An 11,779-nucleotide genomic window follows, 5' to 3' on the forward strand; every position below is an offset into this window, starting at 1 on the left:
ATCAACTTGCAAGATTCTTAGCACCCCGCTCACCACCTACCGACTGCATGTCGCCAGCAACCTGAAACACGGAGCTTTGCAGTTCAAACATAATTTCTGCTACATCGATGTAAGTTTTAACGAAAGTTACCTTTATTTTCTTCTTCACATTCACAGGCAGTTGGTCAAATGCCCCTCGGTTTTTCTCAGGTAATAATACATGCTCAACACCCTCTCTCTGAGCGGCAAGTAGTTTCTCCTTCAATCCGCCAATAGGTAGTACCTTCCCGTGGAGGGTGATTTCACCCGTCATCGCAATCTTTTCCTTGGGTGCCTTCCCCAGGAGCGCCGAGAGAATTGACGTCGCCAAAGCAATTCCAGCGGACGGTCCATCCTTAGGCACGGCACCGGCAGGAAGATGTATGTGGATTTCGTTTTCCACAAGATTTTTGGCATCAACACCAAATTCAACAGCACGAGATCTTATGTAGCTCAACGCAGTCTGAGCAGACTCTTTCATGACGTCACCTAGTTGCCCTGTCAGTACCAGCTTAGACCTAGTACCAGGCAACAGATTTGTCTCGATTGCCATCACTTCACCACCGTAGCTCGTATAAGCAAGGCCCAGAGAGACCCCCGTTACCGGATCAAGGTGGTAAAAATCGTCGTCAAATCGCTTGACGCCCAAATGTTTCTCTACCAATTGGGGCGTTAATTTGATGACCGTCCGCTTGGTCGAGTCCGTGTCCTCTTCTGCATACTGACGCGCTATCTTTCGACAAACTGATGCTATTTGCTTTTCTAAACCCCTTAGACCACTTTCACGCGTATATGCGTTAATGATCGTGGTCAAAGAGTTTCGCGAAAACACAACCTCTGAATCGTTAAGGCCTGATTCTTTTAACTGCTTTGGCACTAAATACTGATTTGCTATAATGAGCTTCTCCTCTTCTGAGTAGCCCGATACCTCGATTATCTCCAGACGATCACGCAATGGCCCCGGAATGGTCTCCAAAGAGTTGCAGTTTGCAATGAAGAAAACATCCGAAAGGTCAAAAGAAACCCCCAGGTAGTGATCGACGAAGTTTTTATTTTGTTCGGGATCCAGAACTTCAAGTAGTGCCGATGCCGGGTCTCCTCGATGATCTGACCCCATTTTGTCGATCTCGTCCAGCATGATCAGAGGGTTACTACTTTTGACTTGTTTAAGGCTAGTGATCAGACGGCCCGGGTACGCACCGACATAAGTCTTTCTATGGCCACGTATATCGGCCTCATCCCGGACCCCCCCAAGTGAGATGCGAGAGAAGTGTCTGCCCATCGCTCTCGCCACTGATTTACCCAGACTAGTCTTACCGACACCCGGCGGACCAACGAAACATATGATTGGGCTTTTAGCGCGCGGGTTAAGTTTTTTTACTGCTAGATATTCAATGATACGGTCTTTCACCTGGTCTAGGCCGTAATGATCCTCATCTAGGACGTTTTTGACATCTTTGAGGTTTAATTTGTCCTCTGTGCGTAATTCCCAAGGTAACGCTAAAATTGTTTCGACGTGCGTCCGCGTTAAAGCAGCCTCGCTAGTATCTGAGTGCATTCTTTCAAGACGCCTCAATTGGCGAGAAGCCTCTTCCTTGGCTTCAACGCTTAGTTTAACGTCCTCCATTTTCTTCCATAGCGCTTCAATTTCCTCCTTGCCATCGGAATCACCGAGTTCAGTTTTGATCGCTCGCATTTGCTCCCGCAGATAATGCTCGCGCTGCATTCGGCTGATCTCTTCCTTGGCCTGAGATTGAATACGCACCTGCATCTGGTAAACTTCGATTTCGCGAGATAAAAAGCGATGAACCGCACGGAGTCTTTCGGTTGGGTTGTAAACCGCGAGAATCCCCTGCGCTTCTTGAACTTTTAGTCCGAGATTAGCCGCCACTAAATCAGCCAAGCGTCCAGGATCTGTCACATCTTCCAAGACCATCAAGATGTCTGGTGACAGAACTTTACCGAGACTCACAACTTTTTCCAAATTTTCTCGCGTTGCCCGAATCATCGCTTCGATTTCCGGGGTATTCTTTACAATGACCGGCTCCTCGATTACCTTCACACGCACCGAAGGAAACGGCTCGCTTGAAATCAGGCCCGAAATTTCGGCCTTCGATATGCCTTGCACTAGAACTTTCATTCTTCCATCTGGTAACTTCCTCGTGCGCATAATCGAACAAACAGTACCAGTGTCGTACACATCGAATGGAGCTTCTAGAGAGCAGTTAAGACTATCAGTCTGTTCACCAGCGACCTTAAAGGCTGATAAAAAAATCTTTCGCTGATGGGCTAGTGCATGCTCTACAGCATTAATGCACAGATCTTCGTTGATGAAGACTGGCACAATCATGTGGGGAAATACCACGATATCCTTAAGCGGCAGCAAGGGCATCTCGGTGTTGATGTCGGTGAGCTGGTTACTGCTTTGTCCGGTCATCCAAGGCTCTCCTTACTAGTTGCTAATCGCAAAAGTAGATTCAGTATTCGCATCAACGATATCGGCACCATCTCGTGTGAGCTTGAGGCCAACAATTCTTTTAGGTGTAAAATTCTCTGGGGACCGAAGTCTGACTGGAGGGAACTCACTTTTACTTAAGATGAATAATAACTATCAAATCGCCTAAATTCTCGGCATCTTTGTCGCCGATGCCTGCAAATGTGAGACGACTACCATCGATCGTACCGGGAGGGATTGGAACACTGAGAGATACAGGCTGCCTGATTGGCTTTTCACTCTCAAGGCTGCCCTTAACGCTTCTCGAACAGCGGACAACAACTTCTCCACCAATTTGAGCCAACTCATGACTAATCCAAAGCGGCACATGCAGATCCAGGTCGGAATGTGTTTTTTGCCAAGATTCAAAAGAGATTTCCTCTAAACTTGTTTGTTCGCAAAAAGCATTGATGGATTGTCGATCTTCATTTCTAGGGGGGTGAGACTTGGGAGGGGCGGCTGCTTTCTGTTTCCGCTTCTGCTTACTACGCAGCCGTTTCAAGGAGGGATTGGACTCTTTCATTTCGCTGGCACCGATTTTTCAACCACCAGATGGTGTCAGCACACTCACCATAGCTGGTCTAATTAGCCTACCGTGCAATTGATATCCTCTAGCATACTCGTTTCCAACGGTATCGATCTTAACATCCGCAGAATCAATTCGCTGTATTGCCTGATGCAAGTGCGGATCGAATGGTGCATCCTTTGCGACGATGGGCTCTAGACCATGCTTAGAGCAGACTTCGACTAGCTGACGGCGGACCATGATCATTCCTTCCGCAAACGCTTCAACACTGGCAGGGTCTGTCAGTGCCTTGACACTGCAATCTTCGGGTATCGCCTTTTCGAAACTATCGAGCACGGGAAGCAGGTCCTTAAAAATCGTCTCAAGCCCAAATTTCATTAAATCTAAACGCTCTCGCTCCTGGCGACGTCGCATGTTCTCCATGTCAGCATGAACTCGAACATATTTATCCTTCAGGTCCTTGATCTCGTCTTGCAGTTTCGCTCTTTCATCGTCACCTGGTTCTGACTGAGGATTCGTCTCCCCAGAGTCCACCTGATGTGAGCTGTTTTGAACGTCTTTCGGGATGCTAGGGTCAGTTTGAGTATTGTTTTGATCTGCTTGCATGACTTATTTCCCAAGTATTCTCTAGGTTCAATGCATAGGAATTAATAAGTCATCAAAGAATTCTGGGCAAGGGTAAGCCGCGGTGGGGTAGGTACATTGTCTATCGTATCATGTCTGTGGCTGAGGAAAAGGGACCGGCCAGTACATTTTACGAAAAAAATATGCCTCTTGAATGTTGACACTTCCTAGACCCCACTGTTACAAAATTCCTCTCTGAAATTGGCACCATCTGATGGCCTCTGCCAACAGTGTTGGTCAAAATCTTGGAGTTATCTTGTGGATCCTGTCCGCGCGTCTGCGCAGAACTCAACTCTAGCCGCAACTGCGGAACCCTCCCGTGAAATGCCCGAGGTTCACGGTGCTGCGCAGTCTAGTCGCCCCGAAGGACTCGGTCAGATTGACGCTGAGCTCGCTAATCGGCTGGATAGACACTCGCTCGAGTCCATTGTAGAACTAAAGATCAGTAGGTTCTTGGATCAGATCGGGACCTTTTACCCCGAGGATCTCCACGCACTGATCATGAAGAAAGTAGAAAAACCCCTACTAGGACAGATCCTAAGGCGTACTGGTGGCAATCAGGTACACGCCTCGAAAATACTTGGCATCAATCGCAACACGTTGCGAAAAAAAATGAAGCTTTATGGCTTCAATGTTTGAACGCTGGAATACGCGGTTAGGACTGCTGCAGGTTCGTAAATTTTAGAAAGTTTGGGGCAAAGGCGACGTAGATGTCCTGCAGGGACCCATGTCGGTTCTTGGCGATGCGTATCATCGCCTTGCCCGCATCTTCTGAGTTTGGGTTGTAATACTCGTCCCTATACAAAAATAGTATCATATCGGCATCTTGCTCCATCGAGCCAGACTCTCGCAAATCACTCAATTTGGGCACCTTGTCCGGCCGACTTTCAACCCCTCGATTGAGCTGAGCAAGTGCGATTACAGGAACGTTGAGCTCTTTGGCTAACGCCTTCAGTCCCCCAGAGATCTCAGAAATCTCGCGCTCTCTACTCTCATACTTTTTTGTTCCGGACGGCCCCATCAATTGCAGGTAGTCGATGACGATCAGATCGAGTCCATGCTCCTTTTTAAAACGACGGCAGCGCGAGCGCAATTCAAGCAGCGAGATACCAGGTGTCTCGTCTATACCAAGGACAGCAGGCATCGTCGCAATCGCTCGCGTGCCATGCATCAACCTATCCAATTCTTCCTCGTTCAGATCGCCCTTCCGCATTCGTGATGAGTCAATCCTCGCCTCACTTGCGATTATCCGCTCCATCAACTGAGTTTTCGACATTTCAAGTGTGAAAACGACCGTCGATTTTCCTGCTCTAACGGCATTGATACAGCAGTTTAGAGCAAAAGCGGTCTTACCCATACCTGGACGCGCAGCTAAGATTACGAGGTCACTTCGCTGCCATCCACCTGTATTACGATCCAAGTCAATAAATTCAGACGGCACACCGGTCATCTGACCATCACTGTTCAACCTATTTTCGATTTCAGTGATAGTCTTATCAAGAACCTCGTGAGTAGTAGAAATACCGCCAGTATCCTGCTGATTAGCGATAGCTATAAACTCTTTTTCGATGTCCTCAATGAACCCTGAGACCTCGCCATCATAGGCCATAGCCTTTTTGACGGTGGTCTGACAGGCGTCGATGATCCTCCTGAGATAATAGTAATCGCTGACTACTCGAGCATAGTACTCTACGTTCTGAGTAAACGGTGAGTTCTCAGTTAGCTCAACCAGGTACGCCGGCCCGAGAAAATCGTCATCGGCTTGACCACGGCGCAGTCGCTCGGCAACTGTTAGTATGTCTGTGGGTTCATTTTGCTGATACAACTCACACATCGCTTCAAAAATGTCGCGATGAGCGTCGAGATAGAACTGCTCAGCAGAAAGTTTATCTGCAATCAGGTTAAAGGCGTCCGCGTCCCGAAGAACAGCCCCTAAAACCGCCTTCTCGGCGTCAAGGGAATGTGGCGGCGCCAATACCTGTGCTGTCATAGCTACTCTTAACGGTACGAATGTTACTGAGCGGCAACGACCCAAACTTTGAACTTAGGAACTACTTCACTGTGCAGCTTAACTTGAGCTGTGTAAACACCGACCTTCTTGATCTCCTCAAGAATGGTAATGTCTTTCCTAGACACGTTAAGCCCTTCGGCCTGCAGCTGAGCTTCCAGTTCGGCGACCGTTACAGAGCCGAAAATCTTCTCATCTTCCCCGACCTGCTTGGCAACGGTTACGGAGGTTTTCTCGATCTTCGCAGCTAATTCCTTAGCTGCAGCGAGCACCTTCTCGCGCTTCTTGTCCAGCACCCTTTTGTGATGAGCCAAAGCTGCTTTGTTTTCCTCGTTAGCCACTGCGGCTAGGCCGCGAGGCAACAAGAAATTACGTGCATAGCCATTGCGAACATTAACAACGTCGCCAATCGAACCCAAGTTCGACACTTCTTGCGTTAAGATTAATTTCATGACCTTATCCCCAACCGGCAGTCCAATTTATTCTTTGCGGCGCTTCTGCTCAAGATCGCGTTCACGAGCTTCACGCTCTTGTTTCGCGAGCTCGGCCTTACGGGCTTCTACGTCAATGCCACCGTCCCCTGATTCCAACTTGACTACAAGGTGACGTAAGACATTGTCATCAATGCGCATCAAGCGTTCCATCTCGGCAAGGTTCGCCGGCGTCCCAACAAAGTCATAATTTACATAGTTGCCACGGAAGCACTTGTTTATTGGATAAACCAACTTTTTGTTGCCCCAAGCATCTTTCTTAAGAATCTGTCCGCCGTCCTTGATCATCAAGGCTTCGTACCCTTCAAGTACTTTTAGAGCCTCGGCTTCCGGGAGATCCCCTTTAGTGATGATCGTAAAATCGTATTCTCTTAACAACTTCCATCTCCCTTTCGGATTAAACAGCCAGCAAACTATTTGCCAGCAAGAGAGTTACTCACTTTTGCTTATCGAAAATCTGCTTCAACCGAAGCTCAACTTCGGACCGCATCTCCTCGCCCAGAGCTTTTAACTCTGTGTCTGACAACTCACTCAACACCCAGTCTGCCGTATCTCTGTTGTCGGGCGGACGCCCGACACCCAGCTTCAACCGATGGAAATTATTATTTCCAGTCTCTTCGATGATGCTTCTAACACCGTTGTGACCGCCGTGGCCACCACCTTCCCTAGCTCGTACCTTGCCTGACGGCAAATCAACGTCATCAAAACAAACGATTGTGTCCTCGGGATTGATTTTAAAAAACCTTTGGACCGCACCTACCGATCGACCACTCAAATTCATAAAGGTCATCGGCTTCAGAAATACACACGCCTGCCCTAACACAATGCCCTTGGCAATGTCACCGTTGAATTTAGCCTGCCCACTTTCCCACGAGGCACCAGAGTTAGCCACAAGCAGATCAACCATAAGAAATCCAGCGTTGTGGCGAGTCTCTTTGTACTTCGGGCCAGGGTTACCAAGCCCAACGATTAACTTCATAATTACAACGACTTAGGTCAGGGGGGCCAAATCGACGTGCAATGCCAAGCGTTTGACTGGATCGACTTGGAGCTCGGTAATACGAACCCGCTGGCTCTTGCCGTCAACCAACAGATCAAATTGTTTATCGCAGTCACGCCAAGCTTTTGAGAGCAATTTGGGATCCAGCTCCAACAATGTGGATTGGCCCTTGGCATTCAGGACAGCAGGTACTTTGCCATTACGGCGCAGCTTACGAGTGTAGCTCTTACCTAAACCAGTACGCAGCGTTGCCTCAATGGACACATCTTTCTTATTCGACATCACACAACTCCAACAGTATAGAGGCAGGTCTTATAGCGGGAAGGTGAAAAGCTTTCAACTATGTTCGCAGAGGATTTTCTTTTCTCTTTAGTTTCAATTGCTTATATGAACAAAGCGCTAATGGAATCATCGTTGTGGATTCGACGGATGGCCTTACCCATGAGTTCAGCTATGCTTAATTGGGTTATTTTTGAACACTTCTTAGCCTCGCTAGGCAGCTGAATCGAGTCGGTGACTACCAGTTCCTCTAGCTTAGAGCGCTCTAAGTTCTCTATTGCCGGACCGCTCAGCACGGGATGGCTTATAGCTGCTCGTACAGAAAGTCCGCCGGCAGCAAAAAGAGCGTCTGCAGCCTTAGTCAATGAACCTGCCGTATCCACTATATCGTCAATGATTAAACAGTTTTTACCCTTTACATCGCCGATGATATTCATCACGGCACTCTCGTTTGGTTTGTCACGACGCTTATCCACGATCGCCAACCCACAGTTAAAGTGCTTGGCCATCGCCCTAGCTCTTTCCACCCCCCCGGCGTCCGGGGAGACTACGACGAGATTTTCCATCCTACGAAAATAAGTGCTGAAGATTGGCTTGGCATATAGATGGTCTACGGCAATATTGAAAAAACCCTGAATGGCAGAGGTGTGCAGTTCCAGGGTGAGAACGCGATTGAAGTTGGCCGTCTGCAATAAATCGGCGACCAATTTGGCTGAAATTGGTGTACGCGGGGCGCTTTTTCGCTCCTGTCGTGCATAGCCAAAATACGGGGCCACAAGTGTAACACGAGCAGCTGAAGCGCGATGGGCGGCGTCAGCCATAATCATTGCTTCCATCAAGTGCTGATTAGCTGGTCGCGATAGCGACTGAACGATAAAGACATCTCGACCGCGAACGTTACTGTTGAGCTCGACCCTTGTCTCACCGTCGGCAAACTGGGATACAACAGCCTCACCTAGGGGCATATCTAGCCAATCGCAGATTTTCTCAGCCAACGGACGATTTGCGTTGCCGGAGAAAACAATTAACTCTGCGTCCATGTCTAGCTCCAAAAGAGGCAGGTAAGCTTGATTCTGTGCCAGGAATACATGAAATTAGATTGGCTGGGGCGGAAGGGATCGAACCTTCGAATGCCGGAATCAAAATCCGGTGCCTTACCACTTGGCGACGCCCCACTATCAGGAGAGACCTACGCTCCACTCTGTGGAGGCATTAAATATATTGTGGCGTACCCAGGTGTCAACTGCGATGAGATTTTTCTCAACCTGCTGGTGGCAAATAATAGTCCCGACGGTGGTCATAGGTCCAAACAGCTCTGCCACCCCGGTCTAGGTCGAGCTGCCAGGTTCCGTTTGCCAACCCAGGATATGCTAACACCCGCTCTGACACGGCATCGACTACCAATCTGGTAAAATCTCTCCTAATCGCGCGGCCACCCATTATGTCCTCGGCTCCAGTTGTCAGTAGCCTTGTTTGCAGCCGGTGCCCGAGACGGATTATAAATTGGCGGTCTGCTAGGCGCAGGTTCAGCTCCCCCAGCAACCGCTTCAGGACTAGGCGCAACTGCACCTTACCTAAGCGCTTGAATACAACTACCTCATCGATTCTATTGACAAACTCTGGACGTAGTTTCATAGCCAGGTTTCTTCGGACTGACTCGTCGGAGGCACGTTCTGGATCCACGATGCGATCCAAACTTAAGTTAGAAGTCATGATGATAAGCGTGTTACGAAAATCCACTAGGCGACTTCGGCCATCTGTTAGTCTTCCGTCATCGAAAGTTTGCAAGAGCAGATCCAAAACTCTAGGGTGAGCCTTCTCAATCTCATCTAATAAAACGACTGCATAAGGTCGCTGCCGGACAGCCTCAGTCAACTCCCCGCCGTCACCGAAGCCAACATACCCGGGCGGAGCTCCAATCAGTCGCGCGATCTGGTGTTGCTCCATGAACTCTGACATATCGATTCGTATAATTTTCGACTCGTCAGAAAAAAGCTCCTCCGCCAGAGCCTTGGCCGTTTCAGTTTTTCCGACACCGGTTGGTCCGAGAAAGAGAAAGACTCCTAAGGGCCGCCTCGGATCGTTGACACCGACTCTAGCTCTCTTGAGCGTTTGAGCAATCCGATACAATGCATCATTTTGCCCATAAATTCGGGTGGCTAGCCTAGCCTCCAAAGTCAAGAGCCGGCTGTTATCCTTCTCCATAAGTTTACTAATTGGAATGCGAGTCCAGAGAGCGATGATTTCAGCGATTTCACGAGCACCAACTATGCGGCGTAAAAAGTTATGCGCTTGTTGTAAGCGATCGAGCTCTAATTTGATCTTGTCGGTCTCCCGACTCAGCTTCGGCAACTCACCGAATTGCAAACGCGCCGCAAAATCAAAGTTTGAATTGGAACGAGCGCTACGATAGAGCTCTACACCTTCAAGACGATTTTTCTCGGCCACACGAAGTCGCTGTAAGAGATTCTGATGTGACCGCCAAATTTCGTCGTAACTGGCATGCGCCAGCTGGGCCTTTTCTAGTCTCGCCTCTAGTTTGGCAAGAGCAGCAATTTGACCCTTATCCTGTGGGCTAATAGCCTTTCGTTCCACTTCAATTTGGCTAATTTCTGATGCTAGTTCATCTAAAACTGCTGGTACGCTGTCCACCTGCAACCGGAGACGGCTTGCAGCTTCATCGATAAGATCGATCGCTTTATCGGGTAGCTTCCTTTGTGGGACATACCTCACTGATAGTGATACTGCTGCCTCAAGCGCCTCGTCGGCAATCTGGATACCGTGATGAATCTCGTAGTGGCTCTTTAAACCACGTAGGATCGCCAGAGCAGCTTGCGCGGTTGGTTCCTCGACATTTATTGGCTGGAATCTACGCTCTAATGCCGCATCTTTTTCTATATATTTTCGATATTCATCGATAGTTGTCGCACCCAGGCACTGTAATTCTCCGCGTGCTAAAGCCGGTTTTAGCAAGTTGGCAGCATCTGCGCTTCCCTCGTGATTGCCCGCGCCAACGAGCATGTGAATTTCGTCGATAAAGAGAATGATCTTGCCCTTCAGCGAAGCCACGGCGTTTAGAAGGTTTTTCATACGGGATTCAAATTCACCTCTGTACTTCGCACCTGCCAGCATAGCGCCTAGGTCTAATGAGAAAACTCTCTTGCCGCGCATACTTTCAGGTACGGCGCCTGACGCAATCCTTATGGCTAATGCTTCAGCTATTGCGGACTTCCCGACACCTGGCTCACCGATTAGTAGTGGGTTATTCTTCTTTTTTCTCCCGAGAATCTCCAGGACGCGTCTGACTTCCATGTCACGACCGATTACCGGATCTAACTCACCTCGCTCCGCAGTGGCCGATATGTCGATAGTGTACTGTCGCAACTCTTGATCAAATTCATCTTCCTCTTTCCGCGGTATCGGAACCTCGACTTCACGTTTAGCCTTACCGCTGCTTGTCGCTACACCCTCGCCAGAAGCTTGTCGGGTAACCATCGGTTCAAAGGCGGCGTCTCTAATACTCTGGGCGCTTGCCTCTTCTGCAGCCCTTGTCGTGAAGTTTTGGATCAGGGTCGATTGCTTTTGAAGTTCTTCCCACAGGATTCGGGCAGGTACTAATTTAGGTTTCGACCGAGCCTCGGCCTGATCTAAGGCCTGATCCAAGCGGGTTCCGAAGACTACCTTCACCTGTCCCAACACTCGCGGGGCCCGGCTTAGGTAGGCTTCTATATGCCGCTGCAGTCTCGATGCGACAGATAATTCAACGCCGCCAGCGCGCAGCAGGGCTAAAGCCACATGCTCGACCTCGAGCGCTTGGTGACCGAAGCTACGGGCGTATTGCAGTCCCTGATAGAGGGCTTTTTGGCAGCTGAAATCGTATAAATTGACGTCCATAAACCCACCCGCCCGACATTACGGGACCATTTCCCGCACTTGAGGCATCGGCATAGAATGGATCAATCATTAGGACGGAGGTCCCTTAATCAGGGACGAGAGGCCTCCACCCACTTGACCTGTAGGTCAGCGAGCAGCTGGTGGACTAATTTCGCCTCTTCTGGACTTAGGTTTCCCTTAGTTTTGTCTTGGAGCATCTTAATGATTTCAATGTTTTGCTCTGCCAGAGCCAGATTTATCGTCGGTCCCTTGCCCAGTGCCGGAGCGAGCCCCAAGTAATGTAACGCCGCCGACGAAAATCCGAGAATTAAAGCCGAAAAATCAACGGGTTCGGCATGTGATTCAGCCATGGTGTCCTCCCTTGTTAGGCAAAAAAGCTAACGAAAAATCTGTACAGGAAAAAGGCCGATTTAAGTCGGGCAATATATGTTCCGATACTCACACT

Annotated in this window: 12 protein-coding genes and 1 tRNA gene; 1 reads left to right on the forward strand and 12 read right to left on the reverse strand. The window is 49.1% G+C overall.

Annotated elements, in window-relative coordinates; all coding sequences use genetic code 11:
* Position 1 precedes the first annotated feature (1 nt).
* From lon to grpE, 3 genes are all read right to left on the reverse strand, one after another.
* Positions 2–2,455 (reverse strand): endopeptidase La, encoded by a 2,454-nt coding sequence (lon, locus tag FJ146_02880; protein ID MBM4250892.1) that lies wholly within the window; start codon positions 2,453–2,455, stop codon positions 2–4.
* A gap of 151 nt (positions 2,456–2,606) precedes the next feature.
* The gene (locus FJ146_02885) at positions 2,607–3,035 is read right to left on the reverse strand and encodes a hypothetical protein (protein MBM4250893.1); all 429 of its coding nucleotides are present in this window, start codon (positions 3,033–3,035) and stop codon (positions 2,607–2,609) included.
* Between the two features lie 18 nt (positions 3,036–3,053).
* The gene (grpE, locus tag FJ146_02890; GenBank protein ID MBM4250894.1) at positions 3,054–3,644 is read right to left on the reverse strand and encodes a nucleotide exchange factor GrpE; all 591 of its coding nucleotides are present in this window, start codon (positions 3,642–3,644) and stop codon (positions 3,054–3,056) included.
* Positions 3,645–3,920: 276 nt separating this feature from the next.
* Here grpE and FJ146_02895 point away from each other — a divergent pair, with 276 nt between their 5' ends.
* On the forward strand, positions 3,921–4,301 hold the full coding sequence (locus tag FJ146_02895; GenBank protein MBM4250895.1) for a DNA-binding transcriptional regulator Fis: 381 nt from the start codon (positions 3,921–3,923) through the stop codon (positions 4,299–4,301).
* A 16-nt stretch (positions 4,302–4,317) separates the two neighbouring features.
* Here the strand turns inward: FJ146_02895 and dnaB are convergent, their stop codons facing one another.
* The 9 genes from dnaB to FJ146_02940 form a co-directional block, all read right to left on the reverse strand.
* On the reverse strand, positions 4,318–5,652 hold the full coding sequence (gene dnaB, locus FJ146_02900) for a replicative DNA helicase (protein ID MBM4250896.1): 1,335 nt from the start codon (positions 5,650–5,652) through the stop codon (positions 4,318–4,320).
* A gap of 23 nt (positions 5,653–5,675) precedes the next feature.
* Entirely contained in the window at positions 5,676–6,122 is a 447-nt protein-coding gene (locus FJ146_02905; protein MBM4250897.1) for a 50S ribosomal protein L9, read from the reverse strand.
* 27 nt (positions 6,123–6,149) lie between these two features.
* On the reverse strand, positions 6,150–6,578 hold the full coding sequence (gene rpsF, locus FJ146_02910; GenBank protein ID MBM4250898.1) for a 30S ribosomal protein S6: 429 nt from the start codon (positions 6,576–6,578) through the stop codon (positions 6,150–6,152).
* Positions 6,579–6,597: 19 nt separating this feature from the next.
* Positions 6,598–7,140 carry an aminoacyl-tRNA hydrolase gene (locus tag FJ146_02915; protein MBM4250899.1) on the reverse strand — a complete coding sequence of 181 codons (543 nt, stop codon included), beginning with the start codon at positions 7,138–7,140 and terminating at the stop codon, positions 6,598–6,600.
* 12 nt (positions 7,141–7,152) lie between these two features.
* Positions 7,153–7,443: a hypothetical protein gene (locus tag FJ146_02920; protein ID MBM4250900.1), complete on the reverse strand. Its 291-nt coding sequence runs from the start codon at positions 7,441–7,443 to the stop codon at positions 7,153–7,155.
* A 101-nt stretch (positions 7,444–7,544) separates the two neighbouring features.
* A complete protein-coding gene (locus FJ146_02925; protein MBM4250901.1) occupies positions 7,545–8,480 on the reverse strand; it encodes a ribose-phosphate pyrophosphokinase in 936 nt (311 codons plus the stop codon).
* Positions 8,481–8,540: 60 nt separating this feature from the next.
* Positions 8,541–8,615, reverse strand: a tRNA-Gln gene (locus tag FJ146_02930).
* A gap of 85 nt (positions 8,616–8,700) precedes the next feature.
* Positions 8,701–11,334 (reverse strand): AAA family ATPase, encoded by a 2,634-nt coding sequence (locus FJ146_02935; protein MBM4250902.1) that lies wholly within the window; start codon positions 11,332–11,334, stop codon positions 8,701–8,703.
* 89 nt (positions 11,335–11,423) lie between these two features.
* Positions 11,424–11,684 (reverse strand): DUF1844 domain-containing protein, encoded by a 261-nt coding sequence (locus tag FJ146_02940; protein MBM4250903.1) that lies wholly within the window; start codon positions 11,682–11,684, stop codon positions 11,424–11,426.
* Positions 11,685–11,779: the final 95 nt, after the last annotated feature.

Source organism: Deltaproteobacteria bacterium (assembly GCA_016874735.1).
Classification (GTDB): Bacteria; Bdellovibrionota_B; Oligoflexia; order Oligoflexales; family CAIYRB01; genus CAIYRB01.

Excerpts from the sequence above, each read along its gene's own strand:
- lon (MBM4250892.1), bottom strand. The coding sequence starts at position 2,455 with ATGACCGGACAAAGCAGTAACCAGCTCACCGACATCAACACCGAGATG.
- FJ146_02885 (MBM4250893.1), bottom strand. The coding sequence starts at position 3,035 with ATGAAAGAGTCCAATCCCTCCTTGAAACGGCTGCGTAGTAAGCAGAAG.
- grpE (MBM4250894.1), bottom strand. The coding sequence starts at position 3,644 with ATGCAAGCAGATCAAAACAATACTCAAACTGACCCTAGCATCCCGAAA.
- dnaB (MBM4250896.1), bottom strand. The coding sequence starts at position 5,652 with ATGACAGCACAGGTATTGGCGCCGCCACATTCCCTTGACGCCGAGAAG.
- FJ146_02905 (MBM4250897.1), bottom strand. The coding sequence starts at position 6,122 with ATGAAATTAATCTTAACGCAAGAAGTGTCGAACTTGGGTTCGATTGGC.
- FJ146_02915 (MBM4250899.1), bottom strand. The coding sequence starts at position 7,140 with ATGAAGTTAATCGTTGGGCTTGGTAACCCTGGCCCGAAGTACAAAGAG.
- FJ146_02920 (MBM4250900.1), bottom strand. The coding sequence starts at position 7,443 with ATGTCGAATAAGAAAGATGTGTCCATTGAGGCAACGCTGCGTACTGGT.
- FJ146_02925 (MBM4250901.1), bottom strand. The coding sequence starts at position 8,480 with ATGGACGCAGAGTTAATTGTTTTCTCCGGCAACGCAAATCGTCCGTTG.
- FJ146_02935 (MBM4250902.1), bottom strand. The coding sequence starts at position 11,334 with ATGGACGTCAATTTATACGATTTCAGCTGCCAAAAAGCCCTCTATCAG.
- FJ146_02940 (MBM4250903.1), bottom strand. The coding sequence starts at position 11,684 with ATGGCTGAATCACATGCCGAACCCGTTGATTTTTCGGCTTTAATTCTC.